The 26,942-nt window shown below is 60.1% G+C and carries 21 protein-coding genes; 8 read left to right on the top strand and 13 right to left on the bottom strand.

Annotation, left to right across the window (positions count from 1 at the left end):
* Positions 1 to 3: 3 nt before the first annotated feature.
* The 9 genes from mnmG to ACVC5H_RS00400 form a co-directional block, all read right to left on the bottom strand.
* Positions 4 to 1,932, bottom strand: a complete 1,929-nt coding sequence (gene mnmG / locus ACVC5H_RS00440; protein ID WP_489620475.1) for a tRNA uridine-5-carboxymethylaminomethyl(34) synthesis enzyme MnmG — start codon at positions 1,930 to 1,932, stop codon at positions 4 to 6.
* A 305-nt stretch (positions 1,933 to 2,237) separates the two neighbouring features.
* Positions 2,238 to 2,999, bottom strand: coding sequence for a sulfite exporter TauE/SafE family protein (locus ACVC5H_RS00435; RefSeq protein WP_489622757.1), 762 nt, complete (start codon positions 2,997 to 2,999; stop codon positions 2,238 to 2,240).
* Positions 3,000 to 3,287: 288 nt separating this feature from the next.
* Positions 3,288 to 4,268, bottom strand: a complete 981-nt coding sequence (locus tag ACVC5H_RS00430) for a branched-chain amino acid ABC transporter permease (RefSeq protein WP_489620474.1) — start codon at positions 4,266 to 4,268, stop codon at positions 3,288 to 3,290.
* Between the two features lie 12 nt (positions 4,269 to 4,280).
* The gene (locus ACVC5H_RS00425; protein WP_489620473.1) at positions 4,281 to 5,165 is read right to left on the bottom strand and encodes a branched-chain amino acid ABC transporter permease; all 885 of its coding nucleotides are present in this window, start codon (positions 5,163 to 5,165) and stop codon (positions 4,281 to 4,283) included.
* Between the two features lie 130 nt (positions 5,166 to 5,295).
* Positions 5,296 to 6,504: an ABC transporter substrate-binding protein gene (locus tag ACVC5H_RS00420; RefSeq protein ID WP_489620472.1), complete on the bottom strand. Its 1,209-nt coding sequence runs from the start codon at positions 6,502 to 6,504 to the stop codon at positions 5,296 to 5,298.
* 154 nt (positions 6,505 to 6,658) lie between these two features.
* On the bottom strand, positions 6,659 to 7,387 hold the full coding sequence (locus ACVC5H_RS00415; protein WP_489622756.1) for an ABC transporter ATP-binding protein: 729 nt from the start codon (positions 7,385 to 7,387) through the stop codon (positions 6,659 to 6,661).
* Positions 7,388 to 7,416: 29 nt separating this feature from the next.
* On the bottom strand, positions 7,417 to 8,187 hold the full coding sequence (locus ACVC5H_RS00410; protein WP_034335283.1) for an ABC transporter ATP-binding protein: 771 nt from the start codon (positions 8,185 to 8,187) through the stop codon (positions 7,417 to 7,419).
* Positions 8,188 to 8,399: 212 nt separating this feature from the next.
* The gene (locus ACVC5H_RS00405; RefSeq protein WP_489620471.1) at positions 8,400 to 10,019 is read right to left on the bottom strand and encodes a GMC family oxidoreductase; all 1,620 of its coding nucleotides are present in this window, start codon (positions 10,017 to 10,019) and stop codon (positions 8,400 to 8,402) included.
* A gap of 109 nt (positions 10,020 to 10,128) precedes the next feature.
* Positions 10,129 to 11,640 (bottom strand): CoA-acylating methylmalonate-semialdehyde dehydrogenase, encoded by a 1,512-nt coding sequence (locus ACVC5H_RS00400; protein WP_489620470.1) that lies wholly within the window; start codon positions 11,638 to 11,640, stop codon positions 10,129 to 10,131.
* A gap of 271 nt (positions 11,641 to 11,911) precedes the next feature.
* Between ACVC5H_RS00400 and ACVC5H_RS00395 the strand changes: the two genes are divergently transcribed.
* Both ACVC5H_RS00395 and ACVC5H_RS00390 read left to right on the top strand, forming a co-directional pair.
* On the top strand, positions 11,912 to 12,796 hold the full coding sequence (locus ACVC5H_RS00395; protein WP_489620469.1) for a LysR family transcriptional regulator: 885 nt from the start codon (positions 11,912 to 11,914) through the stop codon (positions 12,794 to 12,796).
* A 449-nt stretch (positions 12,797 to 13,245) separates the two neighbouring features.
* Complete coding sequence (locus ACVC5H_RS00390; RefSeq protein ID WP_489620468.1) at positions 13,246 to 13,548, top strand: 2Fe-2S iron-sulfur cluster-binding protein; 303 nt, start codon at positions 13,246 to 13,248, stop codon at positions 13,546 to 13,548.
* 825 nt (positions 13,549 to 14,373) lie between these two features.
* Here ACVC5H_RS00390 and ACVC5H_RS00385 read toward each other — a convergent pair.
* Positions 14,374 to 16,443 carry an AsmA family protein gene (locus ACVC5H_RS00385; RefSeq protein WP_489620467.1) on the bottom strand — a complete coding sequence of 690 codons (2,070 nt, stop codon included), beginning with the start codon at positions 16,441 to 16,443 and terminating at the stop codon, positions 14,374 to 14,376.
* A gap of 97 nt (positions 16,444 to 16,540) precedes the next feature.
* A complete protein-coding gene (locus ACVC5H_RS00380; RefSeq protein WP_338717366.1) occupies positions 16,541 to 17,500 on the bottom strand; it encodes a LysR family transcriptional regulator in 960 nt (319 codons plus the stop codon).
* Positions 17,501 to 17,668: 168 nt separating this feature from the next.
* Here ACVC5H_RS00380 and ACVC5H_RS00375 point away from each other — a divergent pair, with 168 nt between their 5' ends.
* From ACVC5H_RS00375 to gyrB, 6 genes are all read left to right on the top strand, one after another.
* Positions 17,669 to 17,902 (top strand): hypothetical protein, encoded by a 234-nt coding sequence (locus tag ACVC5H_RS00375; protein ID WP_489620466.1) that lies wholly within the window; start codon positions 17,669 to 17,671, stop codon positions 17,900 to 17,902.
* Between the two features lie 653 nt (positions 17,903 to 18,555).
* The gene (locus ACVC5H_RS00370; RefSeq protein WP_338717369.1) at positions 18,556 to 18,873 is read left to right on the top strand and encodes a hypothetical protein; all 318 of its coding nucleotides are present in this window, start codon (positions 18,556 to 18,558) and stop codon (positions 18,871 to 18,873) included.
* A gap of 228 nt (positions 18,874 to 19,101) precedes the next feature.
* Positions 19,102 to 19,869, top strand: coding sequence for a class II glutamine amidotransferase (locus tag ACVC5H_RS00365; protein WP_489620465.1), 768 nt, complete (start codon positions 19,102 to 19,104; stop codon positions 19,867 to 19,869).
* 408 nt (positions 19,870 to 20,277) lie between these two features.
* A complete protein-coding gene (dnaA, locus tag ACVC5H_RS00360; protein ID WP_338717371.1) occupies positions 20,278 to 21,678 on the top strand; it encodes a chromosomal replication initiator protein DnaA in 1,401 nt (466 codons plus the stop codon).
* Between the two features lie 667 nt (positions 21,679 to 22,345).
* A complete protein-coding gene (gene dnaN, locus ACVC5H_RS00355; RefSeq protein ID WP_338717372.1) occupies positions 22,346 to 23,452 on the top strand; it encodes a DNA polymerase III subunit beta in 1,107 nt (368 codons plus the stop codon).
* A 136-nt stretch (positions 23,453 to 23,588) separates the two neighbouring features.
* Positions 23,589 to 26,087 (top strand): DNA topoisomerase (ATP-hydrolyzing) subunit B, encoded by a 2,499-nt coding sequence (gene gyrB, locus ACVC5H_RS00350; RefSeq protein ID WP_489620464.1) that lies wholly within the window; start codon positions 23,589 to 23,591, stop codon positions 26,085 to 26,087.
* A gap of 174 nt (positions 26,088 to 26,261) precedes the next feature.
* On the opposite strand, the gene ACVC5H_RS00345 is transcribed toward gyrB, so the two are convergent.
* Entirely contained in the window at positions 26,262 to 26,498 is a 237-nt protein-coding gene (locus ACVC5H_RS00345) for a M48 metallopeptidase family protein (protein ID WP_489622755.1), read from the bottom strand.
* Positions 26,429 to 26,872 carry a winged helix-turn-helix transcriptional regulator gene (locus tag ACVC5H_RS00340; protein ID WP_489622754.1) on the bottom strand — a complete coding sequence of 148 codons (444 nt, stop codon included), beginning with the start codon at positions 26,870 to 26,872 and terminating at the stop codon, positions 26,429 to 26,431. The genes ACVC5H_RS00345 and ACVC5H_RS00340 overlap by 70 nt, the downstream gene beginning before the upstream one ends.
* Positions 26,873 to 26,942: the final 70 nt, after the last annotated feature.

Raw genomic sequence — 26,942 nt, 5'->3', positions numbered from 1 at the left:
TCTTCATGCAGCCTGGTTACCGGCGCTGGCCGGCTGTTTCAGGCCGCCCTTCTTCAGGTGCACCAGCAGCAGCGACAATGCCGCCGGGGTCACGCCGGAAATGCGGGAAGCCTGGCCCAGGGTTTCCGGACGATGCTTGTTCAGCTTCTGGCGGACTTCGATGGACAGTGCCTTCACATCCATGTAGTCGAGATCGGCCGGCAGCTTCAGGTTTTCATTGTGATCCTGGCGGCTGATCTCGTTGGCCTGGCGGGCGATGTAGCCGGCGTACTTGACCTGGATCTCGACCTGTTCGCGCACCGGACCATCTTCGATGCCGGGGCCGGCCAGGGCTTGGCCTTCGGTGCCGGTCAAGCCCATCAGGCTGTCATAGCTCACGTTGGGACGGCGCAGCAGGTCCAGCAGGTTGTATTCACGCTCAATGGCCTTGCCCAGCACGCGCTCGGCTTCGGCAGCGGCCAGGATGCGGGGATTGACCCAGGTCGACTTGAGGCGTTCCATTTCACGTGAAACAGCTTCACGCTTCTTGTCGAAGGCTTCCCACTGCGCATCGCCGACGCAGCCGAGTTCACGGCCGATTTCAGTCAGGCGCAGGTCGGCATTGTCTTCGCGCAGCGAGAGACGGTACTCGGCGCGGCTGGTAAACATGCGGTACGGTTCCTGCACGCCTTGCGTGACCAGATCATCGACCAGCACGCCCAGGTAGGCTTCATCGCGGCGCGGGGTCCAGGCTTCGCGGCCCTGGGTCTGCAGGGCGGCGTTGATGCCGGCCAGCATGCCCTGGGCGGCGGCTTCTTCATAGCCGGTGGTGCCATTGATCTGGCCGGCGAAGAACAGGCCTTGGACCTGGCGGGTTTCCAGCGAGGACTTCAGGCCACGCGGGTCGTAATAGTCATATTCGATGGCATAGCCGGGACGCAGGATGTGGGCGTTTTCCATGCCCTTCATCGAGCGCACCAGTTCCAGCTGCACGTCGAAGGGCAGGCTGGTGGAGATGCCATTGGGGTAGAACTCGTGGGTGGTCAGGCCCTCGGGTTCCAGGTAGATCTGGTGCGAATCCTTGCTGGCGAAGCGGTGGATCTTGTCTTCGATGGAGGGGCAATAACGCGGGCCCACGCCTTCGATGACGCCGGTGTACATGGGGCTGCGATCCAAACCGCCACGGATGATGTCGTGGGTGCGGCTGTTGGTATGGGTGATCCAGCACGGCATCTGGCGCGGGTGCATGGCGGCATTGCCCATGACCGAGAACACCGGGACCGGGTCCAGGTCGCCGGGTTGCTCTTCCAGGATGGCCAGGTTGATGGTGCGGCCATCGATGCGCGGCGGCGTACCCGTCTTCAGGCGGCCTTGCGGCAATTTCAATTCCTTCAGGCGCGCCGACAGCGACACCGCGGGCGGATCACCGGCACGGCCACCGGAATAATTGTTCAGGCCCACGTGGATCTTCCCATCCAGGAAAGTCCCGGCGGTCAGCACCACGGCGCGGCCGGCAAAGCGGATACCGGCCTGGGTGATGGCACCGACCACGCGATCGCCTTCCAGCATCAGGTCGTCCACGGCCTGCTGGAACAGCCACAGGTTGGGCTGGTTTTCCAGGCGCGAGCGGATTGCTGCCTTGTAGAGGATGCGGTCGGCCTGGGCGCGGGTCGCGCGCACGGCCGGACCCTTGGAGGAATTCAGGATGCGGAACTGGATGCCCGCCTCGTCGGTGGCAATCGCCATCGCCCCACCCATGGCATCGACTTCCTTGACCAGGTGGCCCTTGCCGATCCCGCCAATGGAGGGATTGCAGGACATCTGGCCCAGGGTTTCGATGTTGTGCGTCAGGAGCAGGGTTTTCTGGCCCATGCGTGCTGCGGCCAGTGCAGCTTCGGTGCCGGCGTGACCGCCGCCAACGACGATGACGTCAAATTGTGTGGGGAATAGCATGATGCGGGCCTCGCGTAGAGGTGAGAACAGAGGCGAGATTATAAAACCTTTTATCCGGCGGGGTCGGCAGCAGGGTCCTGGCCTGTTGGTTTACCGCACTTCCCTGCCCTGCCGGACACTATCACGGGGTGGTTTCGATAGCAGGAGCTGATCAATGAAACATTCGCTGGGGATGTTTCACGTGAAACAGGGGCCGGTTTGTGTCCTTTGGAAGATGATATGAATAAAAAAGCGGAGCATCGCGCTCCGCCTTTCTGGGCGGGGGCCGGTTGTTTCACGTGAAACACCGGGTGAAGTTTTCTGCGTTATTTGAGGAAAGCGTCGTACCCCGACTTCAGGATCAGGGCCCCAACCACGACCAGGAACAGCTTGCGCACGAACACGCTGCCATGTTTCATCGCCAGACGCGTACCCACCAGCGAACCGCCAATGTTGAACACGGCCATCAGCAAACCCAATTGCCAGATCACATGGCCGCTGTACCCAAACCAGCACAAGGCTGCCAGGTTGGTGGCGATGTTGACGAACTTGGAGACGGCCGAAGCCGAAAGAAAGTCGTAGCTGAACACGCGCACAAACAGGAAAACCAGGAAGCTCCCCGTGCCCGGACCGAAGACGCCATCGTAGAAACCCACCGCCGCACCGATCAGCGCGGCGTAGATCATTTCACGGCTGCCGGTCAGCGTAGGTGCATGGGTCGTGCCGAAATTCTTTTTCTTCCATGTGTAGAGCGCCACCGCAATCAACACGAAGGGCAAGGCCTTGCGGATCAGCTCGGTCGGAATATGCGTGACGACGTAGGCACCAAAGAAGGAAAAGGCAAAAGCGGCCATCGCGGCCGGTGTCACGGTGCTCCAGCGCACGGCCACCTTGCGGGCGAAATTGATGGCTGCCGCACTGGTGCCCATCACCCCGGCCACCTTGTTCGTTCCCAGCAAGGTGGCGGGTGCGGTATTGGGAAAGACCGAGAACAAGGTCGGCACCAGCACCAGGCCCCCTCCCCCGACCACGGCATCGATCAAACCGGCAACGAAGGCTGCACCGCAAAGGATCAGGTAATCCAGCATCACGCGCCCTCCTTTGCCGACCAGCGTAAATGGAGAAGGAAACCTGGGAGAGATGAAACTGGGCTATGCATGAGAGATAAAGGCGAAGGCGCGGTTAAGTGATCAGATTGAGCGGCCCACATTCTACCGCTCAGCCCGACCCGGCATCAGCCACAGATCAACCCGCTCCCTGGCTGTTCCGAAACAAGAGCTGCCTGTTACGCTTCCCGTTCCGACAAAAAATTACCGCCGGGAAATCACCCAAAGGTGACTTGCCGGCGGCAGAGGGAAAGCGGATTGCCGTGACCGCTAATGCGATCCCTTGGCCTGCCCCTTTCCGGCCAGAGCCAGGATCTCTCCCACGATGCCCTTGCGGAAAGCCAGCACGCAGACGATGAAGATGAAGCCCGTCACCACCGTCACCGAATCGCCCAGCGTATTGAACCAGTCGATGTTGGTGGCATTGGCCAGCCAGGAGCCGATGTCGCCCAGCTTGTTCTCCAGCATGATGATGATGACCGCGCCCACGATGGGGCCAACGATGGTACCCAGGCCACCCACCAGCGTCATCAGCACCACCAGCCCGGACATGCTCCAGTGCACGTCGGTCAGGGTCTCGAAGCCCAGCACCAGGGTCTTGGTCGCCCCTGCCAGCCCGGACAGGCCAGCCGACAGCACGAAGGCCAGCAGCTTGTAGCGCGCCACGTCATAGCCCAGCGAGATGGCACGCGGCTCGTTCTCCTTGATCGCCTTCAAGACTTGCCCGAAGGGCGAATGGATGGTGCGCACGATCAGCGCAAACCCCGCCACCGCAATGGCCAGCACCACGTAGTACAGGGTCATGTCGTTTTCCAGGCTGATGAAGCCCAGCAGCTTGCCGCGCGGTACACCCTGCAAGCCATCCTCGCCTCCCGTGAACGGCGCCTGCAAGGCCACGAAGAACAGCATCTGCGCCAGCGCCAGGGTGATCATGGTGAAGTAGATGCCCTGGCGGCGGATCGCCAGCAGCCCCATCACCAGCCCGATCAGGGCACCGGTCAAGGTGCCGATGACCAGGCCAAGCTCGGTCGGCAAACCCCACACCTTCAGCGATTGCCCGCACAGGTAGCCGGCCCAGCCGAGGAAGGCGGCATGCCCGAAGGACAGCAAGCCGGTATAGCCGATCAGCAGATTGAAGGCGCAGGCAAAGAGCGCAAAGCACAACATCTTCATCAGGAACACCGGATAGATCCCGAACGGTGCCGCCAGCAACAGTATTAACAAAACAGCAATTCCGATTTTCTTGTTCATGCCGGTCTCCGATTATTTCTCTTTGCCGAACAGGCCGGCCGGACGGACCATCAGGACGACGGCCATGATGATGAAGACCACGGTGGCCGACAGTTCCGGATAGAACACCCGGGTCAGCCCTTCGATCAGTCCCAGCACCAGGCCGGTGATGATGGAGCCCAGGATGGAGCCCATGCCGCCGATCACCACCACCGCGAAGACGGTGATGATGAGGTTGGAACCCATCAGCGGCGACACCTGGATCACGGGTGCCGCCAGCACACCCGCAAAGGCCGCCAGCGCCACGCCGAAGCCATAGGTGAGGGTCACCATCAGGGGCACGTTGATGCCGAAGGCTTCGACCAGCTTGGGGTTCTCGGTGCCGGCACGGAGATAAGCGCCCAGGCGGGTCTTCTCGATCACGAACCAGGTAGCGAAGCAGACGATGAGCGACGCCGCCACGACCCAGGCGCGATAGTTGGGCAGCACCATGAAGCCGAGGTTGGTCGCCCCCTGCAGCAGGTCAGGCACCGAATACGGCTGGCCGGAAACGCCATAGATGGAGCGGAAGATGCCCTCGATCATCAGCGTGATGCCGAAGGTCAGCAAGAGGCCATAGAGGTGGTCCAGCTTGTAGAGCCAGCGCAGCATGGTCTTTTCGATCACGATGCCGAACAGCCCCACCAGGATGGGCGCCACGATGAGCATGACCCAATAGTTCAGTCCCAGATAGCTCAATCCCATCCAGGCCAGGAAAGCGCCCAGCATGTAGAGCGTGCCGTGGGCGAAGTTGATCACGTTGAGCAAGCCGAAGATCACCGCCAGGCCCAGCGAGAGCATGGCGTAGAAGGAGCCGTTGACCAGGCCCAGCAGCAGCTGGCTCAACAAGGCTTGCAGGGGTATGCCGAATAGTTCCATAAAAACCCGTTCATCCAGGGGGTAAAGAACGCCACCGCTTACAGCAAAAATCTGTCATCCCCGCGTGAACAGAAATGACAGATTTTGCTGGGCTGTGCGATGGCCTTACTGCTACGTTGCTACGCCGTGCTTACTTCCAGGCCGCGCACTTGGATTCGGCCTTGGTGGTCCAGGCCTGCTCGGCAGGAATGGTCTGCACCAGCTTGTAGTAGTCCCACGGATACTTCGATTCCGACTGGGCCTTGACCTGGTACAGGTACATGTCGTGCACCACGCGGCCATCGGCGCGCAGGTAGCCGTTCTTCTGGAACATGTCGTTGAACTTGGCCTTGTGCAGGGCGGCCATCACCTTGTCCGAATCATCGGTACCGATTTCCTTGACGATCTTCAGATACTGCAGCGCGGCCGAGTAGTCGCCAGCCTGCAGCGACGACGGCATTTTCTTGCGCACGGCGAAGTAGCGCTTGGCGAAGGCACGGGTTTCTTCGTTGGCGTCCCAATACCAGCTGTCGGTCAGGTACAGGCCTTCAGTGTTCTTCAGGGTCAGCGAGTGGACGTCGTTGATGAACACCAGCAGACCCGCCAGCTTGGCAGTCTTGGTGATGCCGAATTCATTGGCGGCCTTCACCGAGTTGATGAAGTCGCCCCCGGCATTGGCCAGGCCGATGATCTGGGCCTTGGAGCTCTGCGCCTGCAGCAGGAAGGAAGAGAAGTCCGACGCGCCCAGCGGGTGCTTGACCGAACCCACCACGGTACCGCCCGACGCCTTCACGACGTTGGCGGTGTCGGCCTCCAGCGAGTGGCCGAAGGCATAGTCGGCGGTCAGGAAGAACCAGCTCTTGCCGCCCTGCTTCACCACCGCCGAACCGGTGCCCTTGGCCAGGGCCACGGTGTCGTAGGCATAGTGCACGGTATAGGGCGAGCACTCTTCATTGGTCAGGCGCGCCGTGCCGGCACCGACGGCGAAATAGACCTTCTTCTTTTCGGCGGCGACCTTGGCGCTGGCCAGGGCCGTGCCGGAATTGGTGCCGCCGATCAGCACGTCCACCCCCTGCTGGTCGAACCATTCACGGGCCTTGCTGGCAGCCACGTCGGCCTTGTTCTGGTGGTCGGCCACGACCAGTTCGATCTTCTTGCCGTTGATGGCGCCGCCCATGTCGGCAATGGCCATCTTGATGGCTTCAGCGCCACCCTGGCCGTCGATGTCCGAATACACGCCCGAGATATCGGTGATGAAACCGATCTTGATCACATCCCCCGAAATCTGTGCCGAAGCCGGCACGGTCGCAAATGCCGCAGCCGCTGCAGTGACGGCCAGTGCCATTGCCTTGAGTTTCATTTTCATCTCCTCTGTTTTTGAAGCCCGCTCATTGGTTTCGATGCGAGGCAACTGGTGGAACGGGGAGAGGATCACTCACCCCGCGGACGTACTTGTTGGCAGTACTTCTTCTAGTGGTGAAGCTGGTGATAACGGAAAAAATCTGGATGGCGGCTCAGACGCCCAGCAGTTCGTTCAAGGTCTGCATCTTCGCTTCCAGCTGCGCGGCGGCGAAGGACTCGACGATCTGGCCGTGCTCCATCACATAGAAGCGATCGGCCAGGGGCGCCGCGAAACGGAAGTTCTGCTCGACCATCACGATGGTGTAGCCCTTGGCCTTCAGGGTCGTGATCATGCGCGCCAAGGCCTGCACGATGACCGGGGCCAGGCCTTCGGAGATCTCGTCCAGCAGCAGCAGGCGCGCGCCGGTGCGCAGGATGCGCGCCACCGCCAGCATCTGCTGTTCACCCCCGGAGAGGCGCGTACCCTGGCTGTTGCGGCGCTCCTTCAGGTTGGGGAACATCTCGTAGATCTCGTCGATGGACATGCCCTTGTCGGTCTTGGAGACGAAAGGCGGCAGCATCAGGTTTTCTTCAGCCGACAGCGAAGAGAAGATGCCCCGCTCTTCCGGACAATATCCAACGCCGTAATGGGCGATCTTGTGCGTGGCCAGGTGGATGGTTTCCTGGCCGTTGATCTTGATCGATCCCTTGCGGGTGCCAACCAGGCCCATGATGGAACGCAGCGTGGTGGTACGGCCGGCGCCATTGCGGCCCAGGAGCGTCACCACCTCGCCCTGGTGGACGTTGAGATTGACGTTGTGCAGGATGTGCGATTCACCGTACCAGGATTGCAGATCGCTGATCTGCAGCACCAGCGGTGCGGAGGAAGAAGACGTCGTCATGGCATCAGCATTCAAGGTCGCGGTGCTCATCAGTGGGCCCCTTGCAGTTCGGCCGAGGTGCTGCCCATGTAGGCTTCCATCACCTGCGGATTGCGCGAGACTTCTTCATAGCTGCCTTCGGCCAGCAGCGCGCCGCGCTGCAAGACGCTGATGCGGTCGCAGATGCCGGAGATCACGCTCATGTTGTGCTCCACCATCAGGATGGTCCGCCCGGCCGAGACCTTCTTGATCAGCGCAGTGACCCGATCCACGTCCTCATGGCCCATGCCCTGGGTCGGTTCGTCCAGCAGCATCAGTTCCGGCTCCATGGCCAGGGTCGTGGCGATCTCCAGCGCGCGCTTGCGGCCGTAGGGCAGGTCCACCGTGGTGGTGCGGGCGAAGCTGGTGAGATCGACTTCTTCCAGCAACTGCATGGCGCGCTCATCGAGCTGTTTCAGGCTCTCGCCGTTCTTCCAGAAATGGAAGGAAGTGCCGAGCTTGCGTTGCAGGCCGATGCGCACGTTTTCCAGCACGCTCATGTGCGGGAAGACAGCGGAAATCTGGAAGGAGCGGATGATGCCCTGGCGCGCGATCTGCGCGGGCGCGTCCATGGTGATGTCTTTGCCGTTGAACAGGATCTGGCCCGAGGTCGGCACCAGGAACTTGGTCAGCAAGTTGAAGCAAGTGGTCTTGCCGGCGCCGTTGGGGCCGATCAAGGCATGAATGTGACCGCGCTCAATTTGCAGGTTGACCGCGCTTACTGCCGTGAAACCCTTGAATTCCTTCGTCAGGTTTCTTGTCTCCAGAATGACGTCTGTCATGGTCTCTTCTTTCCCTTTGATGCCCGCGCCGGTGGGTCCGGTCGTCAAGGCCTGCCTGCTGCGGATGACCTGAATCTTTTGGATGCAGGCACCACCGTTTCATACTGGCGAATCGAGAAGCTGCTTTTAATATTTGGCGCATGGTAGCCGGTTCGTACCATTCATACAATACGTATAAGTACCGTATGATTCAGCGCCTGAGAATTGCCCTTTTATGCCCGCGAAAGCAGCCTGGAAGCGACTTTCTCGGCAATCATGACAGTCGGCGAATTGGTATTGCCCGAAGTGATGGAGGGCATCACCGAGGCATCGGCCACGCTCAGTCCGGCCACGCCACGCACCCGGCATTGCGCATCCACCACGGCCATCGCATCGTCGCTGCGGCCCATGCGGCAGGTGCCCACCGGATGGAAGATGGTGGTGCCCACGTCGCCGGCTGCGCGATACAAATCCGCTTCAGTTTCATACTGCGTACCGGGCTTGTATTCCTCGGGACGATAGCGTGCCAGTGCCGGCGAGGCGGCGATACGGCGCGTCAGGCGCAGCGCATTGGCGGCCACCTTGAGGTCCTCTTCGGTGGAAAGATAGTTGGTGGTGATTTTGGGTGCGAGCGCGTGATCGGTCGAGGCCAGGCGCACGTGCCCGCGCGAGGTCGGACGCAGGTTGCACACGCTGGCGGTGAAGGCCGGGAAGGCATGCAGCGGATCGCCGAATTTTTCCAGCGACAGCGGCTGCACGTGGTATTGCAGGTTGGCGCTGGCCTGCTGCGCATCGGACTTCGCAAAAGCGCCCAGCTGCGAGGGCGCCATCGACATCGGGCCGCTCTGGTTGATCAGGTATTCCAGCCCGATCTTCATCTTGCCGAACAGGGTCGAAGCCATGGCATTGAGCGTTTTGGCGCCATCGACCTTGAAGACCATGCGCATCTGCAGATGGTCCTGCAGGTTCTCGCCTACCCCCGGCAGCGCATGGACCACCGGGATCTGATGTTGCTGCAGCAGCGCCGGATCGGCGATGCCCGACATCTGCAGAATATGCGGCGAACCGATCGCGCCCGCGCAGAGGATGGTTTCACCAGCCTCGGCAAACCAGGCGCTGCCACCGCCGGTAAATTCGACGCCGGTACACACCGGCCCCTGCTCGCCCTGCTCCATGCGCAGGCGGCTCACGTGGGAGCCGGTCATGATGGTGAGGTTGCCATCCTTCATGGCAGGCCGCAGGAAGGCCTTGGAAGCGTTCCAGCGCACGCCGCGCTTCTGGTTGACGTCGAAGTAGCCACAGCCCTCGTTGTCGCCGCAGTTGAAGTCCTCGACCTTGGGAATGCCATTCTCGGCAGCGGCATCGCGGAAGGCGTCGAGGATGTCCCAGCGCAGGCGCTGTTTCTCCACCCGCCATTCGCCACCTGCACCGTGGAACTCGCTGGCACCGAGGTGATAGTCCTCGCTCTTCCTGAACAGCGGCAGCACATTCTCCCAGCGCCAGCTGTCCTCGCCCGTGACCTCGGCCCAATGATCGTAATCGCGCGCCTGGCCGCGCATGTAGATCATGCCGTTGATGGAGGAAGAACCGCCCAGCACCTTGCCGCGCGGATAGATGAGGCTGCGTCCGTTCAGGCCCGCATCGGCCTCGGTGCGGAACATCCAGTCGGTGCGCGGATTGTTGATGCAATAGAGATAGCCGACCGGGATGTGGATCCAGAGATAGTCGTCCTTGGCGCCGGCTTCGATGAGCAGCACCTTCTTGCCGGTCCCGCGCGAGAGCCGGTTGGCCATGACGCAGCCGGCCGTGCCGGCGCCGATGATGATGTAGTCGTATTGCCCTGCCGATTGCATGGTGTCTCCGCTGTGCGCTTGTTCTTGGTCTATCAAAGGCCCGTTCGGACTGAGTAGCGCCGAAGGTGCGACTACTCAGGTCGAACGGTAGTCATCCAACTACCCTGCCTTACTTCGCCACCGGCATGGTGAACTCCGCCCCCTTGCCGATGGTGGCTGACCAACGCTGCATGATGGACTTGTAGCGCGTATAGAAGCGGATCCCCTCTTCGCCATAGGCATGGGTATCGCCGAAGAGCGAACGCTTCCAGCCGCCGAAGGAGTGCCAGGCCATCGGCACCGGAATGGGCACGTTGATGCCCACCATGCCGACCTGGATGCGGCGCGAGAATTCATGCGCGGTATTGCCGTCAGCGGTGAAGAGCGAGACGCCATTGCCGTATTCATGGGCATTGATCAGCTGCACGGCCGAGGCAAAGTCCGGCACACGTACCACGCACAGCACCGGACCGAAGATTTCTTCCTGATAGATCTTCATCTCGGTCGTCACGTTGTCGAAGAGCGTGCCGCCGATGAAGAATCCTTCCTCATGGCCCGGCACCTTCAGGCCGCGGCCATCGACCAGCAGCCTGGCGCCGGCATCGACACCGCTCTGGATGTAGCCCTCCACCTTGGCCTTGTGGGCGGCGGTGACCAGCGGGCCCATCTCGGCGTCGTCTTCCATGCCGTTCTTGACCTTCAGGGCCTTCACGCGCGGGATCAGGGCTTCCACCAGCTGGTCGGCCACGCTGCCCACGGCCACCGCCACCGAGATCGCCATGCAGCGCTCGCCGGCCGACCCGTAGGCCGCGCCGATCAGGGCATCGACGGCCTGGTCCAGGTTGGCGTCGGGCATCACCACCAGGTGGTTCTTGGCACCGCCCAGGGCCTGGGCCCGCAGGGGGAAGGTGCCGGCGCGCTCGGTGGCCTTGCGGTAGATGTATTCGGCAATCGGGGTCGAGCCGACGAAGGACACGGCCTGCACCTCCCGATGTTCCAGCAGCGCATCCACGGCAACCTTGTCGCCCTGCACGACGTTGAAGACGCCATCCGGCAGCCCGGCGCGCTTGAACAGTTCAGCCAGCATCAGCGAGGGGGAAGGATCGCGCTCGGAAGGCTTCAGCACGAAGCTGTTACCGGTGGCAATGGCGATGGGCGCCATCCACAAGGGCACCATCACCGGGAAGTTGAACGGCGTGATGCCGGCCGTCACGCCCAGCGGCTGGCGCAGGTTCCAGTTGTCGATGCCGCCGCCGATGTTGTCGGTGAACTGGGTCTTGAGCAGTTGCGGAATGCCGGTGGCGAATTCGACGATCTCCAGGCCGCGCGTGACCTCCCCTTTCGCATCCGAAAATACCTTGCCATGTTCCAGCGTGATGGCCTTGGCCAGGGCATCGTGATTCTGCTCGATCAGTTCCTTGAACTTGAAGAGCACCCGCGCACGCTTCAACGGTGCCGTCTCGGCCCAGGCCGGCGCAGCTGCACTGGCCGCCGCGACCGCCGCATTGACTTCCTGCACCGAGGCCAGCGACACCTTCGCGGTGGCAGCACCCGTAGCCGGATTGAAGACATCCTGGCTGCGTCCACTTTCGGAGCGGGCCAGCTGGCCATTGATGAAGTGATCGATGTGCGGGAGGCTCATAAGGTTTCCTTTGGTGTTTTGGATGAAGGAGGAAGGCGCTGTCTCCTGCTCCCTCCCGCAAATGGACAAATGGCATGGATGAGCAAGAATAGCCCTCCCCCCTCGGCACATCCAATGAGGAATTATCAAGAGCAATATAAAGAATGCTTATAATCCGATTTTCTTGTTCACACGCTACCCACACGATTTTCACAGCCTGTTCACCGGGATATCCACGGGTTTATCCACATCCCGATGAATGAAGAAGAGGAGTGAATCGCGGAAGAAGACGATGGATCTCACCCAGTTACGCGCATTTATTGCAGTCGCCCACGAAGGCAACCTGACCCGGGCCGCTGAAAAGCTGCACCTGACCCAGCCGGCCGTGAGCCTGCAGATCAAGGCACTGCAGGAAAGTCTGGGCCTGTCCTTGTTCAATCGGAGTGCATCCGGCATGGTCCTCACCACCGAGGGCAACACCTTGCTGCCGCTGGCCGAGCGTGTGATGGCCGATGTCCGGGAATTGCGGCGCCATGCGACGGGGCTGCGGTCCAGCGACAACATTCTTTCGGGCAGCCTGGCCATCGGCACCATTCTTGATCCGGAATTCATCCGGCTCGGCGCTTTTCTGAAGTTGCTGGTCGAGCGCCATCCGCAGCTGTCGACCCAGCTTGCGCACCACATGTCCGGTTCGGTCCTCAATGAAGTGCGGGCCGGCAAGCTGGACGTGGGCTTTTTCCTCGGAGATCCTGGCAAGGGTTTCCATGCCATGACGCTGACCTCCTTCAGCTACAACGTCATCGCCCCGGCCGGCTGGAAGAACCGTGTTTCCGGCAAGGGCTGGAAGGAACTGGCCCGCCTGCCCTGGATCTGGACACCGCCAGAATCTGCACATCATCGGTTATTAAGCAAGATCTTCGCGCAACATCAGGTAAAACCGCAGACGGTTGCCTTGGTGGATCAGGAGTCTTCGATGCTGGATCTGGTCAAGTCGGGGGTTGGATTGTCGCTGGCACGGGAGTCCATCGCTCTCAATCAGGCACATGCTCACGGTCTGGTGATTGCCGATGCAGTCGATCTGTCGACCGAACTTAGCTTCATTGCATTAGAAAAACGACAACATGAAGAAGCGATCAAGGCCGTTTTTCAATTGCTGCAACAAGTCTGGCAGTCGTGAAATCATCAAGATCCTTGCCTTAAAGACATCACCTTCGCTTGCATTCAAGAAATACTGTTCAGATATCTCCGCTTTCCTGCCGAACCTAACGGCCCGTTGGGCTGTTTCAGAGGCTTGCCAAGGGCTTTTCAGCGGGTTTTGGTGTTTGAAAGCTAATTTTTTGGAAAGATGTCCACTGCGCACGCGCTTTCGGTTCTTTAATTTAGATGTGGATATATATAAGTAGTAGTAGTAGTTAACGTCGCCGAAAACTGTGGATAACTTGGTTTACATGAAAAAAATCAAGACTTTAGCTTTCTGATAAACGCTTGGTAAGCTTCTGCATTGCCGAGGCACAGATTCTGGACAATTTTTCGGCCGTGGATAAATCAGCGAGATATACCCAAAACGCCCAGCGGATATGCAAAGACTTATCCACAGGCGACCCTCAAACCCCGGAAAATGGGACCATGAGCAGCGAAAAACCTCTTCTCGTCCAGATTCACCCCTCGGGTTTGCAATTCGAACAAGTTCCGGGGCAGTCCCTGTTGCAATCCGGCCTGCGCGCCGGCATTCGCCTGCCCAATTCTTGCCGGAATGGCACTTGTCGCACCTGCATGTGCAAATTGTTCACAGGCGAAATCGCTTACCAGATTGAATGGCCGGGTTTGACGCGCGAAGAAAAGGCCGAAGGCTGGATCCTCCCGTGCGTCGCCGAGGCCAGAACCGACCTGATACTGGACGTGCCGGATGCCGTCGATCTCAACAAATGATGTTTTATCCACCGCGCATGCCGGGCGAGCCGTTTTTCAGCCGCTGAATCCAGCCTCCGGGGCCAGCTGTGGATAAAAAAAGCCGCCCAGACCCACCGCAAGGCCCCAAGGCGACATTTCTTTTCCACAGCGCACCGCACCCCCTGCGTCCTTTCTGGCCGGCTTCCGTGGCGGGCTATCCAGGCCCTTTGCCTGAGATGTCCACTGCTCAACGACTGGCTGACCGGCCGTTTCCTTCATTTTCATTGCCGGTCAAACAAGGTCTCACGTCTTTTTGCCGCTGAGCCAGGGGTGCTGCCCTGCTGGCAGCCAAAGCCGCGTCGCGGGCGAAAGCTCGCGCGCTTAGGCTTTAAATCTAAGCTGTTTATAAAATTAGTAGTGATAGTTAACGTCCGGCATGCACTGTGGATAAGTTGGTTTACCTCAGTAAAAACAGCCGTTTGCGAAAAGGACAAGGCCTTGGGCAAGGTCTGTATGACCCGATCACGGATCTTGGATAAAAATCCGCCTTTGGATAACTTTTCGACTTTTCCCCAATCCATGAAAAAGTTATTCAGAACTTTATCCACAGGCGGGAACGAAATTGATGGATTCGTTGTGTGGAAGCTTGAATTTTCGAGAAGTCACCGATTTCGGTCATTGCGTCGCTGATTTCCCCCTTTTGCGGCAAGGAAATGGGGTCCTTGGGCATCGTTTTCAGGTAATTTCCCCACAGGCTCTCAAAGCAAGCGATCACTGCCTCAAGGGACAGGGGCCGGAAATGACGCCGGGCCAGGAAAGTTATCCCCTGGCCCGGCGGCAAGAATCTTCAGCTTTTTTGGCTGCCTATTTTTTAGGCGTGCGCTTCTGCACCGCGGTTTTGCCTGGCGGCGGTGCCTGTGGCGCTTTCTTCACTTCTTCCAGTAACTGGCCACATTCGGCCTTCTGGTCGCCGTCGATGTTGATGAGGGGGAGGATGGCCGTCACCGGGGCCAGCAACCCCAGTGCTACGGCTCCCCCGGCCCGCAAGGCCAGCACGCCCTTGTCTACGCCAACATCGGGATCCTTGAAACTACCCTTCACATACAGCGGCGAACGCAGTGAAATGATGCGCAAGCCCTTGCTGCGCGGATGCACGTTCAGGTCCAGCTGCTCTCGCTTCATGTCGATGCTGCCATCGACCACGATCAGGGCATCTTCCGTATCGAGCAGCAGGGTCTTCACGTTCATCACGCCCTCATGCACCGGCAGGTCGCCGGCCAGGCAATTGAGCTTGACCTCCTTGTCGCCAAAGAGCTTGCTGATGACCACGTTGCCCACATTGAGGCCCGCCGCCTCCAGCAGGAATTTGCTGATCGCTCCCTGGTTGACCAGAACCTTCACTTCGCCATTGGACGAGCCCAGCATCGCGGCCACCGAATTGCCGGTCGAGGTGAGCCGGGCATCGCCATTGATCTCGCCGAAGCTGGTGCGGGAGGCATCGAGCTTGGGATAAAGCTGCTGGATCTTCAGTTTGCGCGCAGAAAGCTTCATATCGGCCTGCATCCGCGCCGCCTGGCCATCCAGGCGGATGGTGGAAGTGAGATTGCCACCGGCCACGCCGAAATTGAGCGGGTCCAGCGTCAGCACCTTGTCCTTCAAGATCAGATGCGCCTGCAAGTCGCTGATGGGCAGGCCTTGCTGGCGGATGATGCGCTTGCCGGTGAAGCGCACGTCGGCATCCAACGCACCCCAGGCGTCGGTGCTGAAGGTCTTGACCGGCAATACCTTGTCCCCGGGCTGGCGCTCCTCGGCACCGCGCTGCGCCTTCTCGGCATTGGAATCGGCACCGATCAGCGGCGCCAGGTCGTCAAAGCGCAGCACGTTGGAGGTCAGCGCCCCGGTCAGCTGCGGGCGCGCGCCCCCGGTCAGGTAATCGAGGCTGCCATTGAGGTCGCTGTCGCCGACCTTGCCGCTGAAGTCCTGGTAATGCCATTGGCTGCCGCCGCTACCGATCTTGCCGATCAGGCGGCCCTCGGTCGCAAAGGGGGGCGTTTCCGGCAGCAGCACGCCGGTCAGCGGATAGAGGTTGCCCATGCTGGCGCCGGCGACGGACAGGCGCAGATCCAGTGCCGCCAGCTCGGCCGGTTTGGTCAGGGTGCCGCGGATGCCGATGGCGGTCTTGCCGACCTTGACCTGGGCTTGCAGCGGATAGGGTTGCTGCTGGTCCTGCAGCGACAGCACGCCGCCCGCCTTGCCCTGGCCCGAGACCGGTGCGCCATTGAAGCTGCCGGCCAGCTTCCAGCCCAGGCCGTAGATTCTCTCCTTGTCCGGATCGAGGGTATCGATGTCGGCCTTGACGTTGATCTTTTGCACAGCGTCGTCCAGCACCAGCTTGCCCTGGCGCAGGCTGATGCGGCCCAGCTGCAGCTGCCAGGCCGAAGGGCCGCTGCTGTCGCTCTTGAACGTCCAGTTGTTCACAGCCTCGCGGTTGCGCAGCAGGGACACGGAAGGATCCTGCACCTCCAGCGAGGGCAATGAAATCTTATGCACAAGCAAAGGCAGCGGATTCAGGGTGAAAGTCACCTGGCGCACTGTGGCCATCTGCCCCGACGAAGCGAATGCAGCCGGATTGCCCAGCCGCAGGTTCTCGGCCTGCAGCCTGGGCCACGGCACCCAGCGTGCCCAGAAGCCGGCTGGTGGCGTGGTTGGCTCGGGCCGTTGCCAGTGCAGCGAGAGATTGCCGTCGATGGCGAACTCGCGCCCCGTGGCGGCGGAGACGCGCGCATTGATCCAGGGTTTGGCCCGGTTCCAGTCGAAGGTGAGGAAGAAGATGATCGCAGTCGCGATCACGACAAACAGGCTGGCGAGCAGCCAAAGGAGGATTCTGGTCAGGCGCGGCATCGGATCGGCTTCCCTGGTTGGGGTGTTCAACATGCGCCGATGTCCGCGCGGCGGCGGCTTTCCGGGCGCCTGTCTCCGCGACGCCTGTGGATGAATCAGTTCGGGGAAGCCGTCTACCGCACGCGTTGCATCAGCGCTTCATGTTGATACGACCGAATTCGTCATGGGTTGTTGCAGACAAGTGCGCGCGCAGCCACTTGTGGGCCGGATTGCGGGCGTCGCGTTCGTGCCAGAGCATGTCCACGTGCTCTTCCGGGGTCTGGAAGGGCAATTCCTTCACCACCAGCGCCTCGGCCATGCCGGTGGCCGCCACCAGGTGGCGCGGCAATACCGTGATGAGTTCGCAACTGGCCACGATGCGCCCGGCGGTGAAGAACTGGTTCACCGTCAGCAGGATCTTGCGCTCGCGGTTCATGCCCGCCAGCACGTCATCGATCACCGCGTGGGGCTTGCCCGACAGGCTCACCAGCAGGTGGTCGGCGCTGCAATAGCTGTCCAGCGTCAGCGGCTGGTTGGCCAGCGGATGGTTCTTGTGCATCACGCAGACATACTGGCCGGTGTAGAGCCGGGCATGGCTGATCTGGGTCTTGGCCATGCCCTGGCCATCGGCCAGCTGCGCGGTCACGCCCGGGAAGAAGCCCACCGCCAGGTCGATGTCGCCGCGCAGGAGCATGGCGCGCGGGTCGCGGGTGGTCAGCGGCATCATGCGGATCTTGATGCGCGGGGCGTCGCGCATGATGGTGCGCACCAGCGAGGGCAGCCACAGGGCGGCGGTGGCATCCACCATGGCCATGCGGAAGGTGTTCTGGGCGCGCGAGATGTCGAAGCTTTCCGGCGCGATCACCGCTTCCAGCTCGGAGAGCGCACGGCGCACGGTCGGCCACAGCTCTTCGGCGCGCGGGGTGGGCTTGACGCCGTGGGCGGTACGGATCACCAGGTCGTCGTTGAGCGTGTCGCGCAGGCGGCGTAGCGCATTGGAGACAGCCGGCTGCGTCATGGCCAGCAGGTTGGCCGCGCGCGTCAAGTTCTGCTCGGTCATCACGGCGTCGAATACACGCAACAGATTCAGGTCCAGGGTCAGAAAGCTCATAGGGCGGGCCTTTGCGGCGGTAAGGAGAGGCAGGATGCACGCCGGTGATCGCCGGCAAAAAGCTTATTCACAGATTATATAACTGATATCCGAAACGGAAAGTGGGCAAACAAATGTGAGTTCACTACACTGCAATGCAACATAACACACAACGTCAAGGATCGAATCATGGCAACCATCGCACAAAGCACCAACACCACTTTCAAGAGCAAGTTCGCCGCCGTCATGCGCAACATCTTCATCCACTTCGTGAAGGCCCACGAGCTGCAAGCCGTTGCTCTGGTCGCCGCCGAACAGGATCGCGCTACCGGTGCCCGTCAGCTGAACCGCATGGCCGACAAGTTCGAAGCCACCCAGCCGAACCTGGCTGCTGAACTGCGCTTCATCGCTTCGCGCGGCTAATTGAAGGTTTCTGCTTCACCTGATTCAAGTTTTACCGGTCGCGCATGACTTCTGCGTGACCTTGGCGCCAGGCCCGGAGCGGCTGGCGCGGTAGTGAAGGATTTCGGTAGTTCCCGGCGCGTACGGCGCTTATGTTGACGCTGATTCGATCAACGCGTCAGGACACCGATCCGTTGTCTCCTCCTCCCTCTTTAGGAAGGATTAACCCCGCAGGCTATGCCTGTGGGGTTTTTTTTCGTGGATCGGCCCGGAGGCCGCACCCAGCGGCTTTCCTGCCTTTGCAGCCTTCATCCAGCGCTGCCCGGATGTGAGCATTTCTGCCAATTTCCGGAATTGAGATATTCACCGTGACAGCAGGCGGCGTCAAACGCTGTTGTAAAACGGCATCAGCTACCTCAAGGAAACGGCTTCTTCTCCACACAGCTGACCTTGGACGAGGACTCCGACACCCGTTTGAAGCGGCTTTCACGCGAGTTTCCGCGAGGGTTGAGGGGTTTGGCGTGGCGCAGCCCCGTTTATTCACAAACGCTATAACTGATATGAGAACTCTAAAGTAGTCATACATCAAGCGAACCCTCATACTGCGACGCAACAACAGTGAACTTGAATACCGCGCGTTGTGCCGCGGTCCAATTATCAGAGGTAGAAATATCATGTCCTTCCTGAACCTGGCCTTCCCCGCAGAAGCTGCTCTGCCCTTCGCGCAGTCCTTCTTGGGTATGGTGGCGGCCTATGTCCGTCCGGCGCTGGGTCTGGGTGCCCTGGTGACGCTGATGATGGTGTTCAAGCCGCTGATCCTGGGTCTGGCGCAAGCCGCCGTGCTGCTGGTCAAGCCGCGCAAGTCGCTGGAGCAACGCATCCTGGCGCACAAGTTCAGCGGCAAGATGATGCTGAACCGCATGGCCAACGAATACAGCCTGTCCCAACCGAGTTTCGCCGCCGAACTGCGCAACATGGCCGCGCGTGACTGAACAAGTCCCCGCCTGATCGTCGTTCGAGGCCCAACGGCTTCTGGTCGTGTAGTTGAAGTTTTGTAGTACGTACTGTGTCTCCTCCTCCCTCTTTAGGAAGGATTAGCCCCGCCAGCGCAAGCTCGCGGGGCTTTTTTTATCCACAGCCCGCGTCATCGCCCGTCATGTCCGGGGCAATCGTGATAACTTGTCCACCCGTCAATCATCACAGCCCCACCGCAAGACATCATGTGCCAGCTCCTCGGGATGAACTGCAACACCCCCACCGATATCGTCTTCAGCTTCACCGGCTTCGCCACCCGCGGCGGACTGACCGACCATCACCGTGACGGCTGGGGCATCGCCTTCTTCGAGGGTTCCGGGGTGCGGACCTTCGTGGACCACCAGGCGGCCGTGGATTCCCCCGTGGCCGAGCTGATCAAGCGCTATCCGATCAAGTCGCAGCACGTCATCGCCCACATCCGCAAGGCTACCCAGGGCCGCGTGACGCTGGCCAATTGCCATCCCTTCGTACGCGAGCTGTGGGGGCGCTATTGGGTGTTTGCCCACAATGGTGACCTGAAAAACTTCACCCCCGCGCTGGACGGCCCTTTCCGCCCGGTCGGCACCACCGATAGTGAACTGGCCTTCTGCTTCATCCTGCAGGAGCTGCGCAGGCGCTTCGGCGATACCCTGCCCCTGCTGGCCGAGTTGCGCACGGCACTGCGCGAGATCGTGGATGGCATCGCCAGCCATGGCACCTTCAACATGCTGCTCTCGGATGGTTCGGCGCTTTATACCCACTGCTCCACCCACCTCTATTACATCGTCCGCCAGCATCCCTTCACGAAGGCCAAGCTCTCCGACGAAGACCTGTCGGTGGACTTTGCCGAAGTCACCACCACCAACGACCGGGTGGCCGTGATCGTCACCCAGCCACTGACCGACAATGAAGTCTGGACGCAATACCAGGCGGGTGAAATGAAGGTCTTTGTCGACGGGGCGGTGGTCGATTGAGCCGGGCGCTTCAGCTCCCCGAGTTATCTTATCCACAGCCGGATTTTTCCGTCACTTGACTTGTTCACAGGGAAAATCAGGGACAGGATCCGGCGCACATTCGTGTTTTGCACAGGCTGTTACAAAAAATCCTGGCCCCATGGATGAGCTTGTCTTTTCCATAAGTCCTTCACTCTGTCCCCCTATCATCCGCCCCTCAAGCGCCTTTGCGTGCAACTCGGTAAGACGGTTGCTGCGCAGCCTGTGGATAGATGAAGTTTTTCAGGGATTTTTGCGGATTCGCCTGTGGATAACTTGGGTTTACCAGAGTAAAATGCGTCCCTTCTTTCGCGCCCGGACACGTTGTCCACAAGGCCCGTCTACAAGACGCGGCAGGCGGGCGCCGCAATCATTGGACAAGAAAGCTTCATGGAAAACTTCTGGCAGGCCTGCTCCCACAAACTTGAGCAGGAGCTGACGCCTCAGCAATACAGCGCCTGGATCAAGCCGCTGGTGCCGCTCGACTTCGAAGACGGGCTGCTGCGCATCGCCGCGCCCAATCGCTTCAAGCTCGATTGGGTCAAGACGCAGTTCGCCAACCGCATCACCGCACTGGCCTGCGAATACTGGGACGCGCCCACCGAAGTGCAGTTCGTCCTGGACCCGCGCGGCAACCAGGGCCGCCGTCCGGCCGCCAATGCGCAGGCCAACGGCGGTGGCGCCAACGGACTGGGTTTGCCCAACCACGAACAGTTGCACCTGGACCCCGAGCCGGCCCAGCCGGTGCGCGCGGTTGCCCCGCGCCAGGAACAGTCGCGCATCAACCCGGTACTGACCTTCGACAATCTGGTCACCGGTAAGGCCAACCAGCTGGCGCGCGCAGCGGCCACCCAGGTGGCCAACAACCCCGGCACCTCGTACAACCCGCTGTTCCTGTACGGCGGCGTCGGTCTGGGCAAGACCCACATCATCCACGCCATCGGCAACCAGGTGCTTGTGGATAACCCGGGCGCCAAGATCCGCTACATCCACGCCGAACAATACGTGCGCGACGTGGTGACGGCCTACCAGCGCAAGGGTTTTGACGACTTCAAGCGCTATTACCACTCGCTGGACCTGCTGCTGATCGACGATATCCAGTTCTTCGGCGGCAAGAGCCGTACCCAGGAAGAATTCTTCTACGCCTTCGAAGCCCTGATCGCGGCCAAGAAGCAGATCATCATCACCAGTGATACCTACCCCAAGGAAATCAGCGGCATGGATGACCGCCTGATCTCCCGCTTCGACTCCGGCCTCACCGTGGCCATCGAACCGCCCGAGCTGGAAATGCGGGTGGCGATCCTGATGAAGAAGGCTTCCGCCGAAGACGTGGTGCTGTCCGACGACGTGGCCTTCTTCGTGGCCAAGCACCTGCGTTCCAACGTGCGCGAGCTGGAAGGCGCGCTGCGCAAGATCCTGGCTTACTCGCGTTTCCACGGCAAGGACATCACCATCGATGTGGTCAAGGAAGCCCTGAAGGACCTGCTGTCAGTGCAGAACCGCCAGATCTCGGTGGAAAACATCCAGAAGACGGTGGCCGATTTCTTCAACATCAAGGTCGCGGATATGTACTCCAAGAAGCGCCCGGCCAACATCGCCCGTCCGCGCCAGATCGCCATGTATCTGGCCAAGGAACTGACCCAGAAGAGCCTGCCGGAAATCGGCGACCTCTTTGGCGGGCGCGACCACACGACCGTGCTGCATGCGGTGCGCAAGATCGCCGCCGACCGCGCCAAGAGCCCGGAATGCAACCACGAGCTGCACGTGCTGGAACAGACCTTGAAGGGTTGATCCGGCCAGCCCGGGCGCGAAAACGCCTGTGGATAAAACGACATGCCGCCCGCTTCCAGCGTGAACCGGGCGGCATTTCTTTTCCACAGGGTAGCGCCGCAAAATGACGGTGAATTTCGCCAAAATCGCCTGTGGATAATTGAAAAAAGCCGCCTTTGGCGGCATATGAAAGAAAAGACAATATCCGCGCCCGACCCGCCCCTTTTTCCCGTCCGGCGGCCCTCGCCGCACCCCTGCCGCACTGTTACGAAGAGGGGATGATTGGTACAATGGAAGGCGTTATTTCGCAGGCGGACGCAAGGGCCGGCCATGGAGCAGGAAATCCGCGAAGTATCACGGAAACTTCGAATAAATACCCGGCAAGATCCGGCAAAAGTATTCAAATGTTCCAAACGTATAGCCAAGTGGTTCTGGCTGCCCGGGTTTGTCAGGCGCAGATGGACAATGCCGGGTCGCTGTATCACCAGCTTTTCGGGAACGGGTTTCGGTCCGGCAGCGACCGGTCATGCACGAGCAGGAGCGTTGCGTATTTCAAGAAGTGCGTCGGGCAGGTTGCACTGCCTGCAGCAGCTGTTTTTCACCAGAGGAGGAACACGCGCGACATGGGCATGACTGAACGCCGGCCAACGGCGCCCTTTAAACCACTATTAGCAAGGACAAACTGACTATGCAATTGGTTAAAACCCAACGAGACACGCTCCTGCGTCCTCTGCAGATCGTGAGTGGTATTGTCGAGCGTCGGCACACATTGCCGATTCTGGCCAATATTCTCATTCGCAAGGACGGTGAGAAGGTGTCTTTCCTGTCCACCGACATCGAAGTGCAGATCACCACGCACGCCGACGTCGGTTCGGGTAGCGAGGCTACCGCCACCACGGTGGCGGCCCGCAAGCTGCTCGACATCCTGCGCGCCCTGCCGGATTCCGGCGAAGTCTCGATTTCGCTCTCCAACAAGCGCCTGACCGTGCAATCGGGCAAGTCCCGCTTCGCCTTGCAGACGCTGGCCGCCGAGGAATTCCCCACCGTCGCCCAGGCCGAGCACTACAACGCCCAGGTCAACCTGCCGCAGAAGACCCTGAAGCACCTCTTCAACATGGTCCACTTCGCCATGGCCCAGCAGGATATCCGTTACTACCTGAACGGCCTGCTGCTGGTGGTGGAAGGCAAGAACGTCATCGCTGTGGCCACCGACGGCCACCGCCTGGCCTTCTGCCAGGTCGAGACCGAAGAGGACTTCCCGCGCCAGGAAGTCATCATCCCGCGCAAGACCATCATCGAGCTGCAACGCCTGCTCGACGACAGCGACGATGAAGTCCAGCTGCAGATCGCCAACAACCAGGTCAAGCTGACCTTTGCCGACATCGAGCTGATCTCCAAGCTGGTCGAAGGCAAGTTCCCCGACTACACCCGCGTGGTGCCCAAGGGTTACAAGAACAGCTTCACCATCAGCCGCGACCAGCTGCTGCGCTCTCTGCAACGCGCGGCCATCATGACCAGCGACAAGTTCAAGGGTGTGCGCTGGGTGATTGCACCGGGCAGCCTCAAGATCAGCTCCACCAATGCCGACCAGGAAGAAGCGGTCGAAGAACTGGAAATCGACTACGGCGGCGACACCGTGGACATCGGTTTCAACGTCAGCTACCTGTTGGACGTCCTCAACAACCTCAAGAACGACTACGTGAACATCGCCCTGGGCGATGCCAACTCGTCGGCCCTGATCACCATCCCTGACAACGCCGACTTCAAGTACGTCGTCATGCCGATGCGGATCTGAGTACCACCGCTCCACGCGCACGAGGGGCCGTCCCAGACGGCCCCTCGGTTGCTTTTAAGAATTCCAAAGATTCGTCCTCCGAATTCCGTTTTTTGCAGCTCCCTAGTCGTTTGGCTAGCATTTTCAGAAGGTAACCATGTCCTCCAGCCCCGCAGACAACACCAATTCCGCGCAACAAAGCTATGGCGCTTCTTCCATCCAGATCCTGGAAGGCCTGGAGGCGGTGCGCAAGCGTCCCGGCATGTACATTGGCGACACCTCTGACGGCACCGGCCTGCACCACCTGGTGTTCGAAGTGCTGGACAACTCCATCGACGAAGCCCTGGCCGGCTATTGCAGCGAGATCCACGTCACCATCCACGCCGACAACTCCATCTCGATCACCGACAACGGCCGCGGCATCCCCACGGGCCTGAAGATGGACGACAAGCACGAACCCAAGCGTTCGGCGGCCGAAATCGTGATGACCGAACTGCACGCCGGCGGCAAGTTCGACCAGAACTCCTACAAGGTCTCCGGCGGCCTGCACGGCGTGGGCGTGTCCTGCGTGAACGCGCTGTCCAAGAAACTGAAGCTCACCATCCGCCGCGACGGCAAGGTCCACGCGATGGAATTCGCCAAGGGCATCGTGCAGAACCGCGAGCTGGAAATGGTCGATGGCGTGCAGGTCTCGCCGATCAAGGTCGTGGGCGAATCCGACAAGCGCGGTACCGAAGTGCATTTCTGGGCCGACGAAGAGATCTTCACCCACGTCGAATTCCACTACGAGATCTTGGCCAAGCGTATCCGCGAATTGTCCTTCCTGAACAATGGCGTTCATATCAAGTTGACCGACCAGCGTACCGGCAAGGAAGAAGACTTCGCCTTCGAAGGTGGCACCCGCGGCTTCGTGGAATACATCAACAAGAACAAGAGCATCCTCAACCCGACCATTTTCCAGGCCACGGGCGAGAAGCAATCCGACCAGGGCACGCTGGTGTCGGTGGACGTGTCGATGCAATGGAACGACGCCTTCAACGAGCAGGTGCTCTGCTTCACCAACAACATCCCGCAGCGTGACGGCGGCACTCACCTGACCGGCCTGCGCGCCGCGATGACCCGCGTCATCAACAAGTACATCGAAGAAAACGATCTCGCCAAGAAGGCCAAGGTCGAGATCTCCGGCGACGACATGCGCGAAGGCCTGACCTGCGTGCTGTCGGTGAAGGTCCCGGAGCCGAAGTTCAGCTCGCAGACCAAGGACAAGCTGGTTTCCAGCGAAGTGCGCGGCCCGGTGGAAGAAATCGTCGCCAAGACCCTGACCGATTTCCTGGCCGAGAAACCCAACGACGCCAAGATCATCTGCGGCAAGATCGTCGAAGCCGCCCGTGCCCGCGAAGCCGCCCGCAAGGCACGCGAACTGACGCGCCGCAAGGGCGTGATGGATGGCTTGGGTTTGTCGTCCAAGCTGGCCGACTGCCAGGAACGCGACCCGGCCCTGTGCGAGCTGTACATCGTCGAGGGTGACTCCGCAGGCGGCTCGGCCAAGCAAGGCCGCGACCGCAAGTTCCAGGCCATCCTGCCGCTGCGCGGCAAGGTGCTGAACGTCGAGAAGGCGCGCTTCGAGAAGATGCTCTCTTCCGAACAGATCACGACCTTGATTGCAACGCTGGGCACCAGCATCGGCGCGGACGAATTCAACCCGGACAAGCTGCGCTATCACCGCATCATCATCATGACCGACGCGGACGTCGACGGTGCGCACATCCGCACCCTGCTGCTGACGCTCTTCTATCGCCAGATGCCGGCGCTGGTCGAACGCGGCCATATCTACATCGCCCAACCGCCGCTGTACAAGGTCAAGGCCGGCAAGGACGAGCGTTACCTGAAGGATGACTTCGAGGAAGCGCAGTACATGATGCAGATTGCGCTGAACGATGCCGAGATCAAGCCGGCTGAAGATGCAGCACCGATCAGCGGCGAGGCGCTGGTGGAACTGGCACGCCAGTATAACACCGCCAACGCGATCATCATGCGCCTGTCGCGCGCCATCGATGAATCGGCCTTGAATGCCATCATGACCGGTGGTGTGGCGCTGAAGCTGGAGAACATCGAAGAGGCCACCGCCACTGCCGAAGAACTGAAGAAGGCCATCAACGACATCAACATCGACGTGCAGGCGCGCGTGGATGAGCACAGCGAGAAGGTGGCGCTGCATATCCATCGTCGTCAGCATGGCAACATCAAGGCGACTGTGATCGATGCAGATTTTGTGAGTGGTCCGGATTACCAGGTGTTGTCGACGGCTGCCGAGACCTTCAAGGGCTTGATTCGCAAGGGCGCTGTCGTGGCGCGTGGCCAGGGTGAGAAGCGCAAGGAGTCGGTCATTACCGAATTCCGCCAGGCCATGGCGTGGCTGCGTGATGAGGCCGAGCGTGGCGTCAACAAGCAGCGTTATAAAGGTCTGGGTGAGATGAATCCTGAGCAGCTTTGGGAAACCACCATGGATCCGACGGTGCGTCGTTTGTTGAAGGTGCAGATCGAGGATGCGATTGCTGCGGATCAGATCTTCATGACGCTGATGGGGGATGATGTGGAGCCGCGTCGGGCGTTTATTGAATCTAATGCTTTGCAGGCTGGGAATATTGATGTTTGATTTTTTTGTAGCAGGACCTATAACCTGAGATTTTGAGAGGCATCCATTGAGATTTTTATCAAACGGTGCCGCTTGATAGCTCAGTTCGATGGTTCACTTTTCAAAGTTGCTTCGAAAAGTACAACGGCCACTTCTTGGAAGTGGCCGTTTGTTTTTGCCGATTAAGCAAAGCAACTAAATTGTATTTCCAAATGCCGCTCGCTCCAGTACCTCGTGGTCATGCCGCCACCCCGGCATGACCTGACCGACTAGGCTCCAGAAGGCCTTGGTGTGATTCTTCTCGATGGTATGGCATAGCTCATGGACTATGATGTAGTCCTGCACACTGCCGGCCAGTTCCATTACTCTTGGGTGAAACTGCAAGACGTTCCTGGCGTCGCAGCTTGCCCATCGACTTTGAAAAAGTCGGATATTGGCCCCTGCCGTGTTGATTTGCTCGCAGAATTGACCCTCTCCATTTGACCCACCTTCCATTGCCTTCCAAAGGCTGCCACGCGGTCATAAGACCCTTCATATCCCAGCTCTCGTAAGTCCAGGAACATCTGTTTCAGGGTTCGTCTCTGCTTGCGCGATTTGACTGCCTCAGCGCTGAGCCAGGCTGAAAGTCGAGGCGCGAATTCATCTAGGGCACTGGATGAATGCCTTGAGGGGTAGGAAGGCTCGATCGCTCCGGATCGGATATAGCGACGAACCGTGTTTCGAGAGATGTCCAGCCGGCGGGAGATTTCCCTGATCGAGATGTGATCGCGGATGTACCAGCGTCGAATAATTCCAAGTAGGGCCACGTCTATCACTCCGTTCTCCTGCTCGCTGTGATGAGCAGGATTGTGGTCTAAACATGGGTCAACTTAGGAT

Source organism: Herbaspirillum sp. Her3, assembly GCF_057961275.1.
The sequence above is the reverse complement of the archived record's forward strand: the minus strand, read 5'-3'. Positions and strand labels throughout refer to the sequence as shown.

What these genes read in the sequence shown, in the direction of transcription:
- dnaA (WP_338717371.1), top strand. Translation starts at nt 20,278, where the DNA reads ATGGAAAACTTCTGGCAGGCCTGCTCCCACAAACTTGAGCAGGAGCTG.
- dnaN (WP_338717372.1), top strand. Translation starts at nt 22,346, where the DNA reads ATGCAATTGGTTAAAACCCAACGAGACACGCTCCTGCGTCCTCTGCAG.
- gyrB (WP_489620464.1), top strand. Translation starts at nt 23,589, where the DNA reads ATGTCCTCCAGCCCCGCAGACAACACCAATTCCGCGCAACAAAGCTAT.
- ACVC5H_RS00375 (WP_489620466.1), top strand. Translation starts at nt 17,669, where the DNA reads ATGGCAACCATCGCACAAAGCACCAACACCACTTTCAAGAGCAAGTTC.
- ACVC5H_RS00420 (WP_489620472.1), bottom strand. Translation starts at nt 6,504, where the DNA reads ATGAAACTCAAGGCAATGGCACTGGCCGTCACTGCAGCGGCTGCGGCA.
- mnmG (WP_489620475.1), bottom strand. Translation starts at nt 1,932, where the DNA reads ATGCTATTCCCCACACAATTTGACGTCATCGTCGTTGGCGGCGGTCAC.
- ACVC5H_RS00400 (WP_489620470.1), bottom strand. Translation starts at nt 11,640, where the DNA reads ATGAGCCTCCCGCACATCGATCACTTCATCAATGGCCAGCTGGCCCGC.
- ACVC5H_RS00425 (WP_489620473.1), bottom strand. Translation starts at nt 5,165, where the DNA reads ATGGAACTATTCGGCATACCCCTGCAAGCCTTGTTGAGCCAGCTGCTG.
- ACVC5H_RS00415 (WP_489622756.1), bottom strand. Translation starts at nt 7,387, where the DNA reads ATGACGACGTCTTCTTCCTCCGCACCGCTGGTGCTGCAGATCAGCGAT.
- ACVC5H_RS00380 (WP_338717366.1), bottom strand. Translation starts at nt 17,500, where the DNA reads ATGAGCTTTCTGACCCTGGACCTGAATCTGTTGCGTGTATTCGACGCC.
- ACVC5H_RS00435 (WP_489622757.1), bottom strand. Translation starts at nt 2,999, where the DNA reads ATGCTGGATTACCTGATCCTTTGCGGTGCAGCCTTCGTTGCCGGTTTG.
- ACVC5H_RS00395 (WP_489620469.1), top strand. Translation starts at nt 11,912, where the DNA reads ATGGATCTCACCCAGTTACGCGCATTTATTGCAGTCGCCCACGAAGGC.
- ACVC5H_RS00405 (WP_489620471.1), bottom strand. Translation starts at nt 10,019, where the DNA reads ATGCAATCGGCAGGGCAATACGACTACATCATCATCGGCGCCGGCACG.
- ACVC5H_RS00385 (WP_489620467.1), bottom strand. Translation starts at nt 16,443, where the DNA reads ATGTTGAACACCCCAACCAGGGAAGCCGATCCGATGCCGCGCCTGACC.
- ACVC5H_RS00365 (WP_489620465.1), top strand. Translation starts at nt 19,102, where the DNA reads ATGTGCCAGCTCCTCGGGATGAACTGCAACACCCCCACCGATATCGTC.
- ACVC5H_RS00370 (WP_338717369.1), top strand. Translation starts at nt 18,556, where the DNA reads ATGTCCTTCCTGAACCTGGCCTTCCCCGCAGAAGCTGCTCTGCCCTTC.
- ACVC5H_RS00390 (WP_489620468.1), top strand. Translation starts at nt 13,246, where the DNA reads ATGAGCAGCGAAAAACCTCTTCTCGTCCAGATTCACCCCTCGGGTTTG.
- ACVC5H_RS00430 (WP_489620474.1), bottom strand. Translation starts at nt 4,268, where the DNA reads ATGAACAAGAAAATCGGAATTGCTGTTTTGTTAATACTGTTGCTGGCG.
- ACVC5H_RS00410 (WP_034335283.1), bottom strand. Translation starts at nt 8,187, where the DNA reads ATGACAGACGTCATTCTGGAGACAAGAAACCTGACGAAGGAATTCAAG.